Raw genomic sequence first — 19,107 nt, 5'->3', positions numbered from 1 at the left:
GCCGGGTGGCAGCGACGTCCGTGCCCCCGAGCCGCAGCGTCACCTCAAGTCTCGCACGGAGCTCTCTACTCTCCTGAGGCACTCTTGAGCAAGGCATGCGGCCAATCGGTGGGCGGGCGGGGCAGACTGACTGTGTTCCCGCAAGAGAACGACCGATTGGAAGGCTCTCCCACCCGAATGGGACAGCCGGCGGACGATCGATTATGGGGGCGCCTTCAACCCGAATGAAGGCGCCCCCTCTCCCCCGGTCTGAGACGTGCCTCAACCCGAATGCGGCCCGAAGACCAATGGGCGCGTCGTAACGACAACAGTATGGAGAACTACAGGCTATCTGCCCGAGCCGGTAGTTCACCACATAACGGCGAATCTCGCGCGTTTCGTCGTGCCCCAAAGTGGGGGCGAGCGGCAAACGATTTCCAGGCATACCTATGACCGGCGCACTGCCGCCAGGCGGTATCCGACGCCCCGCACCGTCTCGATGAGGTACGGAGAAGCCGGATTGTCCGCGAGCTTCTTACGCAGGTTCCCGATGTGGACTTCGACCCCACGTCGATCGGCGTCCCCCACGTACGGGTTCGTGACGTAACCGTCTCCGCGCAACAATCGCGCCAGGTCGTCCTTGCTCCGAACATTGCGACCGGAGGTCAGGAGCGCGTGCAGCAGCTCGAACTCACTGCGGGTGAGCTCGAGCTCAGTGCCTTCCCTCATCACGATCCGGGTGTCCGGATCGAGCACGACGCCGTTGTGCTCGAGTACGGCGCCTCCGGCGGACTCTGAGGCATCCATCGCTCCGCCGCCTCCGGCGCGCGCATGCGGGTGTGCGCCTACGGATGGCTGACCATCCGGCAACTCGACGATGCGCGGTCTGCGCAGCATCGCCTCAGCACGAGCGCGCAGCTCGCGCGGCCGGAACGGTTTCAGCACGTAGTCGTCAGCTCCGACGCCGAGCCCCTGGAGCGCATCGATCTCCTCGTCGCGCGCGGTGACCATCATGATGTACGCGCTGCTGATCGCCCTGATGCGTTTCGCCGTCTCGAAGCCGTCGATACCGGGCATGGCGACATCCACCGTCACGAGAACCGGCTGGCGCTCGGCCACCCGGGCGACGCCGTCCATCCCGTTCGAGACGGCGATCACCTCGAGCCCCATCTGTTCCAGCACGGTGCCGATCAGTTCGCGGATGACGGCGTCGTCTTCGATGACGACGGCGCATTCCCTCTGGACCGCTCCCATGCGCATTCCCCCTCGACCGCTCCCATGGTCGGAAGCGTAGCAACCGCTCGGCATCGATCCGCGTGACGAGCCTTTTTCATCAATACGCGCTGAACCGACCGGTCCACGCCTATTCTGGTATTTCGATGACACAGGCGCGGGGGGCAGCACGGCGAGAGGAGATCGTACTCGCCGCTGCCGAGGAGTTCGATGAACTCGGATACGCCGCCTCGTCGCTGTCGAGCATCGCCGCCCGGTTGGACCGGACCAAGGGTGCGATGAGCTACCACTTCTCGGCCAAGGAGCAGCTCGCACGCGAACTCGTGGTGCGCCACAACGGTCTGTGGGACGACGTGCTGGACCGCATCAAAGCCGATGGCCTCCTCGGGCTCGAGGCGATGGTGCTGCTCTCGTTCATCGTCGCCACTCGGTTCCGCGACGATGTACTGGTGCGTGCGGCTGTTCGTCTGCAACACGACGCCGGCCTGCGCGATGTCGACCTGCCGACCCCGTTCGTGGGCTGGACGAAGATCACCCTCGATCTTCTGACGGAAGCCGGTGCATCCGTCACCCTTCCATCTGGCCTCGACCTGCCGGGCGCCGCGGAAGTGCTCGTCGAAGCCTTCACCGGGCTCCAGCAGGTGGCGCATCGCCTCACCGGTGCCAGAGACATCCACGCCCGCGTGGAGCGGTACTGGCTGCTCATCCTGCCCGGTCTGGGAATCGCGAACCCGGACCAACTCGTCACCCGGTTGCGCGCCGAATCACAGCACTACTGAGGTGCAGGTGCACTGAGCGCGTCCAGGCATAGGCCTCGCGGCAGCTTGTCGTGGCTACCCCTCGGGTTGGGGACTTTGCAATCCTTCAGACGCGCGTCTAGATTGGGGAGTCTCAGCCCGAGGAGAAGGATCGTCGCATGGTCAGCCAGCCGATGCCGCATGAGCGGCCCACGCCCACGACGCGTTCGCGGGTTTCCGGATCCGACCGGCCGGCCGTGGCGCGGTGAGCCCTGGCATCCACCGGAGTGCGGTCGTCATCGAAGACGACGATGAGATCCGGAACCTCGTCTCAGCGGTGCTCGAACGCGCCGACCTGTATGTCGTCGCGGCGGCCAACGGGCTCGACGGGCTCGCCGCAGTGCGCGCGGCGCATCCGGTGGTCGTGACCGTGGACCTGCGGATGCCCGGCATCGGCGGAGTCGAGACCATCCGTCGCATCCGGGCGATCAGCGACGCGCTCATCGTAGTGCTGAGCGCGGTCACCGCGCGGCATGAGGAGGAGGCGAGCCTGCACGCCGGCGCAGATGTCTATATGGTCAAGCCGTTCCGCCCGCGCGATTTGCAGCGACGCATCGACGAGCGCCTGCGCTCCCTGTCCGACGCCTGACACTCGGTCTGAAGCCCCTCAGGCCGGCAGCGGCCGCACGAGCTCCTCGAGCGAGTCGAACCTGCCGTCCTCCGCGAGCTGGGCGAACAGGAACACCTCCTGGCGAAACATCCCGCCGTCGCGCTGAGTCACGAGGATCACGTGCCGCTCTGCGTACGCCGATCCCTGCGACACCTCGTCGAGCACGGTGATCTCGACGTGGTCGACGTGGGGACGCAGCCGCGTCATCTGATCGGCGAAGGCCGCGCGATCGATCCACTCGCCGTTCGTGCTCTGACGATAAGAGTCGGTGAAATGGCGAGCGAGGACATCCTCGACAGAGACGGCCTGGTCGGCAAGCAGTTCTTTCAGCGCTGCAGCGATCGATGCCATACGGGTCCTTCACGATCGATTGGGGGCAGTAGAGATCACCGTATCGCGCCTCGGGGCCCTTCGATCAGCAAGGTTGGCGCTGGATCGCCGCAGAAACGAGGCCCATCGGTTCAGCTGCGCGGTGCGAGCGGCTGCTCGATCGGCATGACGGGCCAGTCACGCTCGGCCGCCACCTCGAGCATGACCGGGTCGGACCCTACGACGACCGGATTGCCCACGCGTTCCAGCAGGGACAGGTCGCTGGAGTGATCTCCATAGCCCCAGCTCGACGTCGCTTCATCAGCGGATGCGAGGTACTCCTCGACCACGCGGCTCTTGTCGTCGCCGATCATCGCCTGACTGATCTCGCCCGTGAAGCGCCCGTCGAGCACTTCGAGTTCCGTGCAGTACAGACGCTCGACCCCGAGGTCGGCGGCCAGCGGCTCCAACGGTGCCGCGAACGATCCCGAGACGAGCACGACGTGATCGCCGGCATCCTGATGCTCCCGAAGTCGCTGGAGCACGTTCGCCCGGTAGAAGTCCGGATGAGCTGATGCCTCGGCATACCACGTGCGGCCTGCCTCACGTACCCGCTCCGCAGGCTGACCGCCCCAGATGCTGAAGTAGAGGCGGTTGAACTCCGCCCGGTCCAGTTGCACCACCTTGGCGGCAAGCGCGCGGAGATCGTCTTGCGAGATCATCGACGGCACCAGACCCCGGTAGTACAGCAGGAACGACTCCAGGGTGCGCACCGAGACCAGCGTCTCGTCGACGTCGAAGAAGGCCACGGCTCGGGGAGATGGCACTGAAGATCAACCTTTCATCTCGTAGAGAACGTTCGTGATGGCCGCTTCATCTTGCATGACGGCGGCGACATCGTCGATGCTCTTGATCGCACCGTAGTTGTTCAGGATGATCGCGTACGCGATCCGATGGCCGTTGCGAGCATCCACGTAGCCGGCAAGGTTCTGGGCGACGAGCGCGCCGTCGGTGACGGTCGTTCCCGTCTTGCCGTATACGTGCCCCTTCGCCGCAAGGTCGCGGCCCGTCTCGGCGAGTGAACCATCCACGCCGAGCAGCGGCAGCGCTTGCCGGTAGGGGTCGGCAACGGATGTCTTGCTCATGTATCTCAGCATGTCGACGATCGCCCTAGGTGTCGCCTTGCTGTCCGGGCTGCCGCTACCGTTCGTCGGAAAGTCGAACGATGTGCCTGGGATACCGTCGTGGATCAGCGCGCGGCGCTCGGCGGCGAGCGCGCCCTTGATCGTCTTCTGCCCCTTCGTCAGCCCGTACTGCGTGAGCGCGAGGTTGGCGCCGAGGTTGAGGCTGACCTTCAGGATCAGCTTCGCCTGGTCCGCGTACTGCGGCGAGATGTAGGAGGCGACTCGTTTGCTCGCTGCGTAGTGAGACGACGCCGGCAGGTCCGCAGTGGGGTTGGCCTCCACCGCCGGCGCTGCGACCGTCACACCCGCCTGCTGGAGCGACTGGACGAACGCCGATCGCGCGAAGCTCTCCGGGTCGTCCATGCGGAACGTGCCCACGAACTGGTGGTCGCCGGACAGCGGCGCCTTGTAGTCGACGGGAATCGTCCCCGACAGCGTTCCGGTGCACGAAGGCGTTCCCACACAGTTCACGACGCCCTTGACCGAGCTACCGTTCGGCGTCTTCCCCTCCGGGATCGCCACGGTCGCGTCCGTTCCGGCAGCGGTCGTCATCACGGTACCGGTGACCGCGAACGCCGGGGTCTTGGGCCGGTAGTCGATGGTGGCGGGCTGGCCGGGCTGAGTGGGCGTGATGGTCACGTCGAGCATGTTCTCGTTCAGCATCGTCGGCGTGATCAGGAGCTGCTGATTGGGTACGCGATACGGGGTGAAGAGCCGATCGTCGACAGCGACGTCGCCGTCGATCTTCGTGATCCCGGATGCCTTGACCTGCTTCGCCAGGTCGTTCAAGGCGGTCAGCGGGTCTTGCGGTGTGAGGATGCCCGTGCCCAGGTTGTTCGCGTCGTTGTGGTCGAACGGCGTGTACGCGATGCCTCCGTCTGCTGTGCGGCGACCGCCGAGAGTGAGGTCTCCTGCGCCCACGAAGACGAGGTCGCCGTGCAGCACGCCGGACGTGTCGACGGTTCCGTCGCGGTAGACGCCTGTGGTCGTCGTGTGATCGGCTCCCAGCGTGTCGAGCGCGAGGCCCACCGAGAACAGCTTGCGGGTCGAACCCGTGAACGCGAGCTTGTCGGCACTCTGTTCGGCGACCGCCGCGCCCGTCGTGAGGTCCACCGCCAGCATGCTCCAACTGCCGTTGGCGTACGCCGGCTTGTCCATGATCTTCTTGATCGCCGCGGGCAGGCCCACCGGGGTCGGCGTGGCCGGAGAAGGAGCGGTGCATCCTGTCACCACGAGCACCGCCGCGACGGCTGAGGCCATCGCCAGCGGACGAGCACTCCGCGGCATCACGGCACCTCCCGTTCTGCGCAGGCCACCCACCCCCGCTGAAGAGGTGAGAGAACGTGTGCAGCCGAAGCCTAGCCCCGCCGGTCTGGACCGCCTGACCCTCCAATGGGTGGTTTTCGATGCCGTAACCCCTATCCCCGGTGGCCTGCCCGAGCGTAGTGTTCCGCTGGGCCGTCGCGACGGGAGCGGCGGCGGGACAAGGGAGCACCCATGAAGCGCAGATCGCTCGTCTCAATCACGCTCGCCATCGCTGGAGCCGCCGCCCTCGCGGTCTCGGCGTCGGCGCCGGCGCTTGCGGCCACACCGAGCACGGCCAGCCCCAGTACGAACTGGGTGTACACCGTCCATCCGTTCGTCGAGAAGGCCGGGCTGCCCGCCAGCGCGATCAAGCCGTCGCTGACACCGGCGGACTGCCTCGCGCAGTCGGAAGGCGCCGTCGCCTGCCAGACGCCGCAGAGCATCCGCGCCGCCTATGACATTCCGGCGACGATCGACGGAACCGCGGCCGGCACCGGGCAGACCATCGTCATCGTCGACGCTTTCGGAAGCCCGACCGTGCAGTCCGACCTCGCGACGTTCTCGCAGTCCTTCGGGCTCCCTGCGCCCGACCTGACCGTCTACTACCCCGGCGGCAAGCCGACGTGGAACGGTCGCGGCACGCAGACCGGCTGGGCCGAGGAGACCTCCCTCGACGTGCAGTGGGCGCATGCGGTCGCGCCGGGCGCGAAGATCGCGCTCGTCGTGGCGGCGAACGACCACGGAGCCTCCATCGACAACGCGGTGCGGTACGCGGTGGACAACCACCTCGGCAACGTGCTGTCGATGAGCTACGGCGAAGCGGACAACCTCATCGCCTCGCCGCACGCCAACAACGGGCAGACGACGCAGGCGCAGAAGTCGTTCGTGAAGGCGGCCGCTGAGGGCATGTCGCTGTTCGCCTCATCCGGTGACGACGGCTCGGACAACGGCGCGGGCTACGCGAACTTCGGGTATCCGGCATCCGACCCGAACGTGACCGCGGTCGGCGGCACGAACCTGTGGGCCGGCAGCGGCCTCGACCTGCCGCGCGAGACCGTGTGGGGCGACTACGCCAGTTGCCCGCTGTCGTGTGCATTCGGCGTCATCGGCGAGACAGGCGGCGCGCAGAGCCTCTTCCTCGCCAAGGGCGGATCGGACGTCGCCTACAACGCCAGTGTGTACACGGGCGTGCTCACCTACCTCGGGTTCCTGGGCGGCGACAACAACGGGTTCTACTACTTCGGTGGAACCTCGGCCGGTTCCCCGCAGTGGGCGGCGCTGACGGCGGACGTCATCCAGGCGACCGGTCACTCGGTCGGCAACGTCGGTCAGCAGGCATCCGCGTGGGCATCGAAGGGTCTGCTGCACGATGTGACCCAGGGCAGCAACTCGACGGCCACGTTCAGCGGCGGCTACTCCGGTGCGACCGGATGGGACCGGCCGACGGGATGGGGCACCCCCGACGTGGGAGCGATCATCAGCGCCTTGCAGTGATCCTGCTCGGCTGAGACGCAGCGCGGCCCCGGTGTTCTTCGGATGCCGGGGCCGCGCCTCTGCGCGGACTTCACTGCTGACCCGTCGGCTAGGGCGCCCCGCCGCGGTAGCGTCGGACTACGTGCGGTTCCGCTGAGAGGGGTCGTCATGATGACGGATGTTCCCGTGTCCACGCTGGTCGAGCTGGTCGGAGCGGACGTGGTCTCTCTCGATCCCGACGTGCTTGCACGGTACCGCTGGGACAACGCGGAGGAGAGCGACGCCCAGACCCCGCTGGCCGTTGCACGGCCGCGCGACGCCGGCCAGGTGCAGGAGATCGTGCGGTGGGCGAGTCGCAACCGCGTGCCGGTCGTGCCGCGCGGAGCGGGCAGCGGCCTCTCCGGCGGTGCCGAGGGTCTCGGCGGCGCCGTCACGATCAGCATGGAGCGGATGCGCGCCATCCAGATCGATCCGCGTGCCCATACGGCGACCGTCGAGCCGGGATTGTTCAACGCGGAGGTGAAGGCCGCGGCCGCCGAGTACGGGCTCTGGTACCCGCCCGACCCGTCGTCGTTCGAGATCTGCTCGATCGGCGGCAACATCGCGACGAACGCCGGCGGTCTGTGCTGCGTCAAGTACGGCGTGACCACCGACTACGTGCTCGGCCTCGACGTCGTGCTCGCCGACGGCACCCTCGTGAGGCTGGGCGGGCCGCAGATCAAGGACACCGCCGGGCTGTCGCTCGTCAAGCTGTTCGTCGGCAGCGAGGGGACGCTCGGCATCGTGACCCGCGCGATCCTGCGTCTCGTACCGGCTCGTGGCGAGCCGTCGACACTCGTGGCCACCTTCGATTCGGTCGAGAACGCCACAGAAGCGGTCGTGGCCATCCGTCAGGTCATCCGCCCGGCGATGCTGGAGTTCATGGACCGCGAATCGACCTGCGCGGTCTGCGACTACTCCGGCGAAGACCTGGACCGGGATGCCGCGGCGATGCTGATCATCCAGTCGGATGCTCCGGAGCCGGTGCGCTCGCAGGAGATCGCACGTATGGATGAGATCTGCCGCGCACACGCGCCCATCCTCACGCACGTGTGCTCGGTCGCGGAGGAGGGCGAGAGGTATGCGGCGGCGCGGCGTGCGGTGTTCCCTGCGCTGGCTGCACACGGCAAGCTCATGTACGGGGACGTCGGAGTGCAGATCCCCCTCCTCCCGCAGCTAGTGAACGGCATCACCGAGATCGGCCGGCGCCACGGCATGGACGTCTCGGTGTGCGCGCACGCCGGCGACGGCAACACGCATCCCAATGTCGTCTTCGATCCCGATGAGCCCGGAGCTGAGGAGCGCGCGACCACAGTGTTCCGCCAGATCATGGACCTCGCCATCTCGCTCGGCGGCACGATCACGGGCGAGCACGGCGTCGGCCGGGCGAAGCGCGACTCGCTTCCCGATCAGCTCGGGCCTGACGTCATGCTGCTCACCCGGCGCATCAAGGACGCGCTCGACCCGGACGGGATATTGAACCCCGGCGTAATGATCTAGGCGGTTTTGCTCGGTGCCTCGGCGCCAGGAACGCGAAGCTGGCCGTATCGCTCCATGCGGTGCCAGCGCAGATGCATGCCGGCGACCGCGGTGAAGACGGACTGGATGACGACCAGGTACATCAGCTGCCGGTACACGACCTGCTGGAGCGGCAGAGTCCAGAGCGGGCGAAGCGACTCACGGTCCATCCGGAACGCGTAAGCGGCCATCGTCAGCTGCACGGCGAGGAAGCCGAGCCAGACCAGGGCGACCCGCACCGGGTCGAGGAAGACCAGGCCGTACAGCGCGAAGACATCCACGACGGGAGCGAACAGCGGAAGCAGCACCTGGAGCACGAGAAGGTAGGTGAGGCCGCGCCGGCCCAGCTTTCCGGCCGCACCTCGTTGCAGCAGCGCTCCGCGGTGCTTCCACATCGCCTGCAAGGTGCCGTAGCACCAGCGGTAGCGCTGCTTCCAGAGCGCGCCGATGCTGGCCGGTGCCTCGGTCCAGGCGAGTGCGTTGTCTTGATAGACCACCCGCCAGCCGTCCCTGCATAACGACATCGTGAGGTCCGTGTCTTCGGCAAGCGTGTCGTCGCTGACGCCGCCGACCCTGGTGAGCGCTTCGCGACGGAAGGCGCCGATCGCGCCAGGCACTGTCGGCATGCACTCGGCGACGTCGAACAGCCGGCGGTCGAGGTTGAAGCCGACGACGTATTCGATGTGCTGCCAGGCACCGAGCACGCCTCGCCGGTTGGCGACCTTCGTGTTGCCCGAGACAGCCCCGACCTCGCGCTTCGCCAGCGGCTGAATGAGCTTGGTGACGGTGTCCGGTTCGAAGACGGTGTCGCCGTCGACCATGACGATGATGTCGTTGCTGGATGCCGCGATGCCGGTGTTGAGTGCTGCCGGCTTGCCGCCGTTCGGACGGCGGATGACCCTGACACCGGGAAGGGCGAGTGCCTCGACGATGTCGGCCGTGCCGTCCGTCGATCCGTCGTCGACGACGATGATCTCGACCGGATGCCGTGAGCCGGCGATGGAGCGCACCGCCGCCTCGATCCCGAGCGCTTCGTTGTACGCCGGCACGATGACCGTCACGAGCTCGGTCAACGGCGGTTCCGTGGCGACGCCGTGTTGGTGGCGTCCTGCACGAGCGCGCCGGTGATGCCGTGAGGCGACGGCGACCACGAGGACGGCGCGAGCGAAGGTCACGATCCCGGCCACGATCAGGGCGATGCTCAGGAAGCCGCCCAGGAAGTCGGCCGCCTGCAGGGCCCAGACGAGCGCGGCGTCGGCCGTCCGCTGAAGGGGAGGAACGGTAGCCATGGTTCGAAGATCGAGCGCGTCGCCCACCGAGGTGACTCGCAGCTTCTGACCGGCCCACGTCGTGAGCGCGGAGTTCAGGGCGGCCACCGTCTGGGACCGGTCACCACCGCCGTCGTGCATGAGCACGACGTGTCCCTTCGCGCCGGGCGCCGTTACGGCGCGCGCGATCGCCCTGGCGCCCGGCCGCTCCCAGTCCTTGCTATCCAGGGAGGACAGCACCGTGATGTACCCGTCGTTCCCGGTGGACTGCATGACTTTCCAGCTGGCGTTGTCGACCGCCGCATTGCTCGCGCTGTACGGCGGACGCAGCAGCACGCTCGTTCGCCCTGTGATCCCGGCGACGACATCCTGATCGCCCGTGATCTCCAGCTGGCGCCGCCAGGCCGGTGCCGTGTCCAGATTCACGTGGGTCAGCGTGTGGATGCCGATCTCGTTGCCGTCGGCCAGGATCTGCCGGATCAGGTCGGGGTGCTGGAGCGCGGCAGAGCCGACCACGAAGAACGTGGCGTGGGCGTGATGGGCACGAAGCGCCGCGAGGATCTTCGGCGTCCACGTGGGGTCCGGCCCGTCGTCGAACGTCAGCGCGATGGAGTTGCGCGGCGGGCTAGCGGTGCGCACGTGGTCGCCCCGCGTGTCGACCACCGGCCCGCCCTTCAGAACCGAGGCCGGAACCGCAGACGCATCCCCTGCCGCAACGGCGGCGTCGTTGCTGATGCCGGAGAGGTGGTTCAGGTACCCCTGCGCGATGAGCCCGCTGGCGAGAATCAGCATCGACAGGCCGAGGATTACCCAGTGGATGCGTGGATGTCGAGCGTGAGCCGTTCGTCTCATCGATGCGGAGGCGGCGTCGGGTGCGTGGTCGGCCTGGGAGCGGACCCGCTCTGCCCGTGCGTGGGCGAGGCACTCGGGCTCGGCGACGGCGAGGACGATGTCTGCGGAGCGGGTGTGGCCGGGGCGATCGGTGCGGTGACCGACACCGGCGCCGCTGCACCACCGGCATCCGCCGAGCCGGAACCGCCGCCCGCTGACGGTGCTGAAGGCGGCGCCGAGTTCTTCGGTACGGGGCCGCCAGGGGCCGGCGTGCGTGTCGGTGCCGCCGCCGGGGCATGACCGATCAGTCCGCTCGGGAAGCCCGGGATCGAGAGACGAGGACCGATCCCCACGCCGAGCACAAGCAGTGCCACGACGACGAGTGCGCCACTTCCGAGCGCGACTGCGACGACCCGAAGAAGCCTGAGCCTGCGGCCGGTGGGGTCCACGAAGACAGGAGCAGTCCGCCCCTTTCGCTCACGAAGACTTTCCCGCCGCATCGTGTCCGATAGCCTAAACCACCCCCTCTCTGGGGGCACTGGGAAGAGGATGCGCGCATCCGCAGGGCCGAGCGCTGACAGGAACGGCTGCGCCGGCGCATCCCGAACCCCGATGTCATGATTGAGGCGATGAGCGGCGCGAGGTATCTGTTCGCCGCGGTGCCGCTTCGACTGGCAAGTGCCGGGACGGCTGCCGCGCTTCCCGTTCTAGCGGTGCAGCAGGTGCACAGCGTCGCGATCGGTGGCGGACTCGTCGCCGCCTCGCTCGCCCCAAGCGTGCTCGCCGCTCCGATCGCCGGTGTCTTGCTCGACCGAAGCAGGCATCCCACTCGGCTCATGGTGCTGTCCGGATTCGTCACCGCCGTCGCGTTCACCATCGCCGCCTTCCTCGGCGTGCTGCCGACATCCGTCGTCGCCATCGCCCTCATCGTGGCCGGCGCCGTCACCCCGTTCTTCATGGGCGGGATGTCGAGCTTCGTCACGGATGCCATCCCCGGCCGCCCCGAACGAGCGTTCGGCACCGACGCGCTCGCCTACAACATCGGCAGCGTCGCCGGACCCGCCATCGCCGCTGCTGCGATCACCGTCGGCTCCGGCCGGGTCTCGATGCTCGCCCTCGCCGGGATCGCCGTCATCGGCATGATCGCTTGCGTGCTGTTGCGGCTTTCCCCGCACCCGGAGCACCCCGATCGGCCCAGCGTGTTCCGTGAGATCGCGCGGGGCTCCCGCTTCATCGCCACCCATCGACCGCTCGCCGTCGTGACCTGGTCGGGCACGCTCAATCAACTCGGCCAGGGGGCATTGCCGATCGCCGCGGTCGGGATCGCCGTCGCGACCACGCGGAACGAGAGCGACGCCGCCTGGATCGTCACCTCCTTCGCGATCGGCGCTCTCCTCGGCTCGCTCGCGGTGACCATGCGGCCGATCCACCGCATGCCCGCCGCCACGGTCATGGCCGTGGCAGCCGTCGTGACCGGGCTGCTGACGATCGTGGCCGCGATCGTGCCCGGGCTGCCCGGTGCCATCGTGCTCATCGGCGTCTCAGGGATCGCGACGGGACCCGGCGTCGCCGCGATGCTTCTGCTTCGAACGAAACACAGCCCGCGACCCCTTCGCTCGCAGGTCTTCACCGTGGCCGCGGGGCTGCGCGCCACCGCCGCCGCCGTCGGCGCCGGTCTCGCGGGACTCGTGGCATCCGGTGCGGCCGGACTGCTGCTGGCTCTGATCGGTGCCAGCTGGATCGCGTCCGCCGTCATCCTCGCCGCCTACCCACGGCCGACGGTGGCTGCCGACGGCGCCTCGGACGACGCCGTGATCTGACAGCAGAACGACCCGGCGGGCACGTCATCCACTAAGGGTCGGAGGCAGGTGCAACGCTCTGATCGTGAAATGCTGCTGCCCCGGATGCGACGACCAGGCGGTCGCCGACGCTCCCGTGCCGCTCTGCCCGGCGCATCTCGCAGCGGCCGGCGACTTCTCCGGGCGGCTCTTCGGCGTGGAGGACGTGCTGCCCTCCCCGTGCCTCGCGTGCGGATCCCGAGTCGGCATCCGCTACGGCTCCGGCCTGATCTGCGCCGTCTGCGAGTGGAGGTACGGGACGGTGCCGGATGACGAACTGCCACCGCCACGGGTGGAGGTGGTCTACTACATCAGGTTCGACGACCGCATGAAGATCGGCACCACCGCGAACCTCGGTCAGCGCATGCGGCAGCTGTGGCACGACGAGCTCGTGGCGCTGGAGCTCGGCGGACGGGCCAAGGAACGCCAGCGACACGAGCAGTTCGCGCAGTGGCGGCTGGGCACCAGTGAGTGGTTCAGCCTGGCGCCAGCGCTTCTCGACCATGTGCGTGCGCTGAGCGCTGGCGTGGACGATCCGTGGGCGCTGCACGCGAGATGGATGAGCGAAGCGATCGCCGCGCGGGCGTGAGCAGTCGGGCCGATTCGGCCAAGCGCCGCGACCGCGCAAAATGTAATAAGCACGAACATTTATAGGATAATCTTGCCGCGAGGAGGGAAGGCGATGCAGGCATCCGGCTCTCCCTCCGACCCGATCGGGGAGCCCGGGATCCCGCGGCGATTCGCGGCGCTGCGCAACCGGGACTCTCGCCCGTACCTCTTCACATCCGGCCTGTCGATGATGGCCGACAACACCGAGCACGTGATCACGTACTGGGTGCTCTGGCAGACTTTCCACTCCCCCGCCCTGGTCGGCTTTCAGGTGATCAGCCACTGGTTGCCGTTCCTGCTGTTGTCGGTGTGGACGGGCACACTGGCGGAGAAGTACGACTGTCGCAAGCTCATCCAGGTGGCACAGGGCCTGTTCATGCTCGTCTCCGCCCTCTGGGGTGTGCTGTTCCTCACCGGGACGCTGCAGGTGTGGGAGGCCTGTGTGCTGCTCGTGCTGCACGGGATGGCCGGCTCGATCTGGGGGCCCGCCGAGCAGCTCATGCTCCACGACTTCGTGGACCGCAACGAGCTGCCGAGCGCGGTGCGTCTCAACGCCACGTTCCAGAGCCTGGGCATCCTCTTCGGGCCTGTCGTAGGCTCCGCCCTACTGCTCTGGCTCGGTCCCACCGGCGGCATCTTCGTGAACGTCCTGCTCTATTTGCCGATGACCATCCTGATGTGGCGCACCCGGTTCACCGGCCACATTCGGGATGCCGGACTGATCGAAAGCGCGCCGCGAGTACGTTTCAGAGACACGTTCACGGTGCTTCGCCGCATCCGTTCGAACCACATGATCGTGGGAATGATCATCATCTCCGGCCTCACGGCCGTGACGATCGGGAACGCTCTGCCGTCGTCGATGCCCGCCTTCGCCTCGCGACTCGGCACCGGCTCGGGAGGCGGCCTGACCTACGGCATGCTGCTGTTCGCGATGGGCTTCGGCGGCGTCGCAGGCGGATTCCTGCTCGAGGCCACGGGAATCATGCGGCCGTCCGTGCGTACCGCGGTCATCTCCACCGTCGTCTTCGGCGGAGCGACCCTCGTTCTCGCCTTGACCAGCAACTACGCTCTGGCACTCGCCTCGCTCGTAGTGGCCGGATGCGGCGAGATCGCCTCACTCTCGATCACGCAGAGCGTCGTGCAGCTGCAGGCACCGCCCGGCGAACGCGGTCGGACACTGGGCGTGTACAGCATGTTCGCTTCCGGGCTGCGCACGGGCGGCGGCGTCACCCTCGGTGTGCTCGGCGTGCTGATCGGCGTCATCCCCACGATCGGTGTCTTCTCGGCCGTGCTCACGGTCGGCGCTCTCGGCGCCTGGTGGATCGCGGCGCGGCCGGCCGCATCGAAGCGGCAGACCGGCGCGTAGCTCACTGACCGGCTCCCCGCGCCGGTCCTCCGCCTGAACTGCACTCGGCGCCCGCCGGCACGACGAGCGCGTCGACCCGGATGACCACATCCTTTCCACTCGGGGCGAATTCGAACCCGATGGAATTGTCTTGCTTCTGCGGAGGGCGCTCGAAGACGGCCGACACTCCGTCGGTACTGGTCAGCGTCCCATCGAACACCAGACCGGCGACCGGGTGCGCCGTGAGCCACGCCTTGGCCGCATCCGCATCAGGCGCGGCCACCGACCACCATTTGGTTGCCGACACCAGCCAGTCGCACGCGACTTCCTCCGCGGGCTCCTTCGGGCCGGATGCCGGTGCCGCGTCGAGAACGCGCGCGCCCTGTGGTGGCGTGACCGAGTCGATCCACTTCTGCGCGAGCGCAACCGCGTCGGGATCGGGCGGCGGGGTGCCGGTGGCGAAGGGGATGGTGCCGGGGACGGTCGTCGCCACAACGGCCGGCGAGGATGCGGTCACCTCCGGACCGCCGGGATTGACTGTGCCCGTGCACCCGGCGAGCGCGACGACGCATGCGACGCCGGCGACGCTGAGAAGCGCCCTCTTTCGCGTGCCGATTCGCATCATCCCTCCCCGCGAATGCTCGCACACTCGAGCCAGCGGGCGCGGCTCAATCGAGCCGGCGGCTCAACTCTTTCGCGTCAGCTTGTAGTGGAGACGCACTGCGGTCGTCGAACGGAAGCGCAGGGTGTGGTCTGTTCTCACGACGCCCTCGTCGTCCAAGTAGAGGTGGAACTTCTCGTGCAACGGGACGCGCGCCGCATGCGTTCGACCGTTCTTCTCGACCGCGATGTACGCGCCGTCCGACCCGAAGGGACCGGGCAGCGAGTTCAACTCGAGCCCGCCATCTGACAATGCGCGTGGGCGCAGGAAGACCTGGACGTTGCCGGACTCGAGCGGAAAGCTGACGTGCACGCTGGGCTGCTCGGTGCCGGGCAAGGTTGTCGTCCGGTAGTAGCCGCTGTAGACGTAGGCGCCGGTGGATCGAAGAGTGCGGATCCACCCTGCTCCGTGCTGCCTTCCATCCGGCGCCACGATCGCCGCGACTTCGCTGTCCATGCCGAGCGCGACATCCAGGGGGCGTGTCGGAATCGTCAGCTGTCGTACCCGCCGACCGAAGTACCGGGCGACGAGATCTCCCGCGGGTCGCATGAAGGGGTTCCATTGCGTCCAGACCTCCATCCGCCACTGCGCCGTGTGCTCGTAGAAGTCGCGGATCTCAGGATGCACCTCCCTCGCGTCGAACGTGGGCCCGTCGAGCGCAGAGAAGTCGGGGAGCAGGCCGGCTTCCTCGTCGCCGCGCCGGACTGATGCGCCGACCGCGTCTGCGGCATCCGTCAGCCAGTCGTCACCGACTACCGAACGCCTGTGCATCGGAGCATCGAGCCAGCGATCGACGTCGAGGTGGACGCGTCGGCCCGTGACGCGCCAGTACGTACGAGTCGCGCGATCGACGTACGACATCAGCTCGGCCATGGAAGCCCCAGCCTTTCTGGTCTTCAGCCGAGACGGTAGACCGAGACGTGGCTGTGCGACTCGGCCGTGAACGGCCCCCGATTCCAGTCCGCCCAACGGGACTCCAGGTGGAACCCGGCCAATCGCGCCATGAGGTCGAGCTCGCTCGGCCAGATGTACCGATGCGGCGTGCGGAAGACCTCCGCCTGCCGCCCTCCGTCGACGTCTGCCTCGAAGTGAAAGTGATGCGACACCACTCGCTGCTGGAGCACATCCACCGTGTCGACGAGTAGGTAGCCCGGCTCGCTGACTTCGACCGTCCCGCCGTGCCCCAGCGGCAGCGCGCGCAGCTGGGGGACCCAGAGTTCGATCACGAAGCATCCACCCGGCCGCAAGTGACGTGCGGCGTTCTTGAAGCACTCGACCTGCTCCTCTTGCGTCAACAGGTTGGAGATGGTGTTGAAGACGAGGTAGGCCAGGGCGAAACCGGTGCCCGCGGATGCCGTCGCCATGTCGCCGAGCACGACGGGAATCCGGTCTTCGCCGACCTTCTCGCGAAGACGGGCGACCATCGCTTGCGACAGCTCGATTCCGGATACCGCAACACCGGACTCAGCCAGAGGAATGGCGACGCGCCCAGTGCCGATGGCGAACTCCACGGCGCGGCCGCGTGCCGCCAGCTCGTTCAGCACCTCAACCGTCGGCCCGAGAACCTCCGGGCTGAACATGCCCTCGCCAGGGGTGTCGTAGCTCTGCGCCGCATGCGCATCCCAGAGCTGTTGCTGATCGACCACTACGCCATCCTGGCTTGCGCTGACGAGGGGTGCAATCAGAACGAACGGGCAGGCGACGGCTCTCGATCAGGCAGGGACAAACCTGGCACCGTCGGTGCACGGCGGTGCCAGGGCGGTGTTACTTGAGCTATCAGCCTGTCGCGAGCAACGCATCCAGTCGGTCGAGCTGTTGCGACCATCCGGGCTCGAGGCCGGCAAGCATCGGGGCGGCCGATTGATCAGCCTCGCTCACGCGGATGGCAAGATGGACCGTTGTCTCGGAGCTGCCTTCCAACTCCACGTCAATCTCGACGCGGAACAGTGCGCGACCTTGGTCGTCCAGCGGAGAAAGCTCGAACCTCAACCGCTTCTCTGTCTCGACCTCCTGCACTGAGCCAGCGGATGCATACATGGAGCCGTCCGCTTCACGCAGTACGAGTTGAACGGCTGCTCCCGTCGTCGGTTGGATCGCGCACCGCACCACCTCGAAGTGTCGAGGCGCCCACCATCGCTGGGCAACGCCTGCATCGGTCCAGGCGGCCCAGACGGCCGCGACTGGAGCATGAATGCGTCGCTCGAGCTTGATATCCGCCGTCAACGCCGCACCGGTGCCGGAATGCTTTTGAGCATCGGCCACGCTCGTTGCGTAGGCGACGAGCGTCCGATCGTCCTCGGTCTCGGTACCCATCCGGTCGAACCACGTGGCGAGGTGCCGCAGAGCGTGCCTGTTGAGGCTGGCAAGCCTGCGACGCCCCAGCCGCTGCACCCTGACCACCCCCACCGATTCGAGGGCTTGCAGGTGCTTCGTGGTCTGAGGCTGCAGTGCGCCGAGCGCGGCGGCCACTTCGCCCACCGTTCGTGGCCCGTCCGCAAGCAGCGTGACGATGCGATACCGGGTCGGCTCACCGATCGTCGCGAAGATTTGTTGCGCGTCCACATCCCCTCCCCCGGCAGAATAGTGGTGATTGACATATTCGTCGCGACGAATATATTCTCTCTCGTGTCGCCTCATCAACCGACTGCCGGGCTCCGGCATCCACGACAGGAGATCATCGTGAAGACCATCGAACGCACCGTTTCTGCGCGGCCCGAGACGATTTGGCAGCTCTGGACCACATCCGACGGCATTTCACACTGGTGGGCACCGGATGGCTTTCGCACCGACGTCGACAGCCTCGACCTGGCACCTGGAGGCGAGCTCGTCTACACAATGACCGCGGAGGCGCCTGACCAGGTCGCCTTCCTCGAGCAGAACGGCTTGCCGCTCAGCACTCGATCGCGCAAGTTCTTCACCGAGCTCGAGCCACCGAAGCGGATCGCCTACCGCTCCATCATCGACTTCGTTCCGAACCATGAGCCGTACGAGCAGCTCACGGTTGTGGACCTCGAGCCTGCCGGAGCGGGCACGCGGATCGTCATGCAGGTAGAGGAAATGCACGACGACGTCTGGACGGAACGCCTCCTCGCCGGCCGAGCGAACGAGTTGGCGAACCTTGCCCGTCTGGTCGATTGACGAATCCGCCCTTACAACGACCCGGGCACGCGAGCGCTGTCACCGGCCGCGCTTAAGGTGCGTGGTGTGGCGGAACCGGTGGATCAGTGGTGGGCGAGGCGGCAGTTCTCGCGCGGCACGGAGGTGCCGTATCCCGTCGGGACATATCGGGAGGCGTGGGCATCCTTTCCTGCGTTGATCCGCCAGTACCACCCGGATCTGAACGGCGGATTCACCTTGTCCCAGATCCCTCCCGCGGCGGAGGTGCTGCTGCAATGGCAGTGCGAGGCCGGCCACATCTTCGTGGCGACACCCAGCGAGCAGCGCGACCGGCCCGGGCAGCGGCGCCGGCGTTCCGCGTGGTGCCCCGAGTGCACGCGGCTGGCGGTCTCGCGTGCGAATCCACGACTGAGTGTCGTTCGGGATGCGCCGATCGGGAGTCCGACTCCGTCGCCACGGTCTGCGCGAACGCGTCGGCCAGCCCGTCGAATCTGTGACAAGACGCCGGCGCTCCCTGCAGGAACACCGTTTGCCAGCGACTGTGCCCCGAAACCGGCGTCGGCGGTCGAAACCGAGTTGCGTGCGGGTCTCGAGGCGCGACTTGCGTTGACGACCGGCCTGAACGCCATCCGCATCGCCCGACCGTTCTTCGACCATGTGGAGGTGTGGCCCGACATCCTGTTACCCGAACTGCGCGTGGCGCTCGAGTACGACAGCACCGGCCGGCACGGGCTCGAGCACGTCGGCAAGCGGCAGCAGGTCGACGAGCGCAAGGATCGCGCTGTGCGCTCGTCGGGATGGGAGGTGGTGCGCGTGCGGACCGGTCGCCTTCCCGCGCTCGGAGCGCACGACATCATCGCATCGGGTCTGACTAAGAACACCTACGTGCGGATCATCGATGAACTCCGCGCGATCCGCGGTTCGCTGTTCGTCGACGCCTACCTGCGTTGACGTGACCGAACCCCGCCGCCGGACGCATTGAGGTCGCCCC

Annotated in this window: 19 protein-coding genes; 10 read left to right on the top strand and 9 right to left on the bottom strand. The window is 67.4% G+C overall.

Going from position 1 to position 19,107, the window contains the following annotated elements:
- Positions 1-426: 426 nt before the first annotated feature.
- On the bottom strand, positions 427-1,233 hold the full coding sequence (locus tag ACYVI5_RS00330; protein WP_460578509.1) for a response regulator transcription factor: 807 nt from the start codon (positions 1,231-1,233) through the stop codon (positions 427-429).
- Between the two features lie 125 nt (positions 1,234-1,358).
- Between ACYVI5_RS00330 and ACYVI5_RS00325 the strand changes: the two genes are divergently transcribed.
- Both ACYVI5_RS00325 and ACYVI5_RS00320 read left to right on the top strand, forming a co-directional pair.
- Positions 1,359-1,991 carry a ScbR family autoregulator-binding transcription factor gene (locus ACYVI5_RS00325; protein ID WP_460578508.1) on the top strand — a complete coding sequence of 211 codons (633 nt, stop codon included), beginning with the start codon at positions 1,359-1,361 and terminating at the stop codon, positions 1,989-1,991.
- A 223-nt stretch (positions 1,992-2,214) separates the two neighbouring features.
- The gene (locus tag ACYVI5_RS00320; RefSeq protein WP_460578507.1) at positions 2,215-2,598 is read left to right on the top strand and encodes a response regulator transcription factor; all 384 of its coding nucleotides are present in this window, start codon (positions 2,215-2,217) and stop codon (positions 2,596-2,598) included.
- A gap of 18 nt (positions 2,599-2,616) precedes the next feature.
- On the opposite strand, the gene ACYVI5_RS00315 is transcribed toward ACYVI5_RS00320, so the two are convergent.
- From ACYVI5_RS00315 to dacB, 3 genes are all read right to left on the bottom strand, one after another.
- Positions 2,617-2,970 carry a hypothetical protein gene (locus ACYVI5_RS00315; RefSeq protein ID WP_460578506.1) on the bottom strand — a complete coding sequence of 118 codons (354 nt, stop codon included), beginning with the start codon at positions 2,968-2,970 and terminating at the stop codon, positions 2,617-2,619.
- 110 nt (positions 2,971-3,080) lie between these two features.
- Complete coding sequence (locus ACYVI5_RS00310) at positions 3,081-3,755, bottom strand: HAD family hydrolase (protein ID WP_460578505.1); 675 nt, start codon at positions 3,753-3,755, stop codon at positions 3,081-3,083.
- Positions 3,756-3,761: 6 nt separating this feature from the next.
- Entirely contained in the window at positions 3,762-5,399 is a 1,638-nt protein-coding gene (dacB, locus tag ACYVI5_RS00305; protein ID WP_460578504.1) for a D-alanyl-D-alanine carboxypeptidase/D-alanyl-D-alanine endopeptidase, read from the bottom strand.
- 210 nt (positions 5,400-5,609) lie between these two features.
- On the opposite strand from dacB, the gene ACYVI5_RS00300 reads away from it, so the two are divergent.
- Together ACYVI5_RS00300 and ACYVI5_RS00295 are read left to right on the top strand one after the other, a co-directional pair.
- Positions 5,610-6,911, top strand: a complete 1,302-nt coding sequence (locus ACYVI5_RS00300) for a S53 family peptidase (protein WP_460578503.1) — start codon at positions 5,610-5,612, stop codon at positions 6,909-6,911.
- A gap of 165 nt (positions 6,912-7,076) precedes the next feature.
- On the top strand, positions 7,077-8,429 hold the full coding sequence (locus ACYVI5_RS00295) for an FAD-binding oxidoreductase (RefSeq protein WP_460578502.1): 1,353 nt from the start codon (positions 7,077-7,079) through the stop codon (positions 8,427-8,429).
- Here the strand turns inward: ACYVI5_RS00295 and ACYVI5_RS00290 are convergent.
- Entirely contained in the window at positions 8,426-10,507 is a 2,082-nt protein-coding gene (locus ACYVI5_RS00290) for a bifunctional polysaccharide deacetylase/glycosyltransferase family 2 protein (protein ID WP_460578501.1), read from the bottom strand. The genes ACYVI5_RS00295 and ACYVI5_RS00290 overlap by 4 nt on opposite strands.
- A 33-nt stretch (positions 10,508-10,540) precedes the next feature.
- On the opposite strand from ACYVI5_RS00290, the gene ACYVI5_RS00285 reads away from it, so the two are divergent.
- The 4 genes from ACYVI5_RS00285 (at position 10,541) to ACYVI5_RS00270 (ending at position 14,359) form a co-directional block, all read left to right on the top strand.
- Positions 10,541-10,846: a hypothetical protein gene (locus ACYVI5_RS00285; protein ID WP_460578500.1), complete on the top strand. Its 306-nt coding sequence runs from the start codon at positions 10,541-10,543 to the stop codon at positions 10,844-10,846.
- Between the two features lie 329 nt (positions 10,847-11,175).
- Entirely contained in the window at positions 11,176-12,366 is a 1,191-nt protein-coding gene (locus tag ACYVI5_RS00280) for an MFS transporter (RefSeq protein WP_460578499.1), read from the top strand.
- Positions 12,367-12,430: 64 nt separating this feature from the next.
- Positions 12,431-12,973: a GIY-YIG nuclease family protein gene (locus ACYVI5_RS00275; protein WP_460578498.1), complete on the top strand. Its 543-nt coding sequence runs from the start codon at positions 12,431-12,433 to the stop codon at positions 12,971-12,973.
- Positions 12,974-13,066: 93 nt separating this feature from the next.
- Positions 13,067-14,359: an MFS transporter gene (locus tag ACYVI5_RS00270; protein WP_460578497.1), complete on the top strand. Its 1,293-nt coding sequence runs from the start codon at positions 13,067-13,069 to the stop codon at positions 14,357-14,359.
- A 1-nt stretch (position 14,360) separates the two neighbouring features.
- Here ACYVI5_RS00270 and ACYVI5_RS00265 read toward each other — a convergent pair whose 3' ends face one another.
- From ACYVI5_RS00265 to ACYVI5_RS00250, 4 genes are all read right to left on the bottom strand, one after another.
- On the bottom strand, positions 14,361-14,960 hold the full coding sequence (locus ACYVI5_RS00265; protein WP_460578496.1) for a hypothetical protein: 600 nt from the start codon (positions 14,958-14,960) through the stop codon (positions 14,361-14,363).
- Positions 14,961-15,023: 63 nt separating this feature from the next.
- Positions 15,024-15,872, bottom strand: coding sequence for a hypothetical protein (locus ACYVI5_RS00260; RefSeq protein ID WP_460578495.1), 849 nt, complete (start codon positions 15,870-15,872; stop codon positions 15,024-15,026).
- Between the two features lie 23 nt (positions 15,873-15,895).
- Entirely contained in the window at positions 15,896-16,645 is a 750-nt protein-coding gene (locus ACYVI5_RS00255) for a class I SAM-dependent methyltransferase (RefSeq protein ID WP_460578494.1), read from the bottom strand.
- Between the two features lie 130 nt (positions 16,646-16,775).
- Entirely contained in the window at positions 16,776-17,660 is an 885-nt protein-coding gene (locus tag ACYVI5_RS00250) for a metalloregulator ArsR/SmtB family transcription factor (protein ID WP_460578493.1), read from the bottom strand.
- Between the two features lie 18 nt (positions 17,661-17,678).
- Here ACYVI5_RS00250 and ACYVI5_RS00245 point away from each other — a divergent pair, with 18 nt between their 5' ends.
- Together ACYVI5_RS00245 and ACYVI5_RS00240 are read left to right on the top strand one after the other, a co-directional pair.
- Entirely contained in the window at positions 17,679-18,137 is a 459-nt protein-coding gene (locus ACYVI5_RS00245; RefSeq protein ID WP_460578492.1) for an SRPBCC family protein, read from the top strand.
- 66 nt (positions 18,138-18,203) lie between these two features.
- Positions 18,204-19,067 carry a zinc-ribbon domain-containing protein gene (locus ACYVI5_RS00240; RefSeq protein WP_460578491.1) on the top strand — a complete coding sequence of 288 codons (864 nt, stop codon included), beginning with the start codon at positions 18,204-18,206 and terminating at the stop codon, positions 19,065-19,067.
- The last annotated feature ends 40 nt before the right edge of the window (positions 19,068-19,107 follow it).

It is taken from the genome of Humibacter ginsengisoli, assembly GCF_054780095.1.
Note: the sequence above shows the minus strand (reverse complement) of the source record. Positions and strands in the feature narration are given on the sequence as shown.

Coding starts and splice junctions, on each gene's coding strand:
- ACYVI5_RS00325 (WP_460578508.1), top strand. CDS start 1,359: ATGACACAGGCGCGGGGGGCAGCACGGCGAGAGGAGATCGTACTCGCC.
- ACYVI5_RS00250 (WP_460578493.1), bottom strand. CDS start 17,660: ATGCCGGAGCCCGGCAGTCGGTTGATGAGGCGACACGAGAGAGAATAT.
- ACYVI5_RS00265 (WP_460578496.1), bottom strand. CDS start 14,960: ATGCGAATCGGCACGCGAAAGAGGGCGCTTCTCAGCGTCGCCGGCGTC.
- ACYVI5_RS00260 (WP_460578495.1), bottom strand. CDS start 15,872: ATGGCCGAGCTGATGTCGTACGTCGATCGCGCGACTCGTACGTACTGG.
- ACYVI5_RS00315 (WP_460578506.1), bottom strand. CDS start 2,970: ATGGCATCGATCGCTGCAGCGCTGAAAGAACTGCTTGCCGACCAGGCC.
- ACYVI5_RS00285 (WP_460578500.1), top strand. CDS start 10,541: ATGTCGAGCGTGAGCCGTTCGTCTCATCGATGCGGAGGCGGCGTCGGG.
- dacB (WP_460578504.1), bottom strand. CDS start 5,399: ATGCCGCGGAGTGCTCGTCCGCTGGCGATGGCCTCAGCCGTCGCGGCG.
- ACYVI5_RS00280 (WP_460578499.1), top strand. CDS start 11,176: ATGAGCGGCGCGAGGTATCTGTTCGCCGCGGTGCCGCTTCGACTGGCA.
- ACYVI5_RS00330 (WP_460578509.1), bottom strand. CDS start 1,233: ATGGGAGCGGTCCAGAGGGAATGCGCCGTCGTCATCGAAGACGACGCC.
- ACYVI5_RS00270 (WP_460578497.1), top strand. CDS start 13,067: ATGCAGGCATCCGGCTCTCCCTCCGACCCGATCGGGGAGCCCGGGATC.
- ACYVI5_RS00300 (WP_460578503.1), top strand. CDS start 5,610: ATGAAGCGCAGATCGCTCGTCTCAATCACGCTCGCCATCGCTGGAGCC.
- ACYVI5_RS00290 (WP_460578501.1), bottom strand. CDS start 10,507: ATGCTGATTCTCGCCAGCGGGCTCATCGCGCAGGGGTACCTGAACCAC.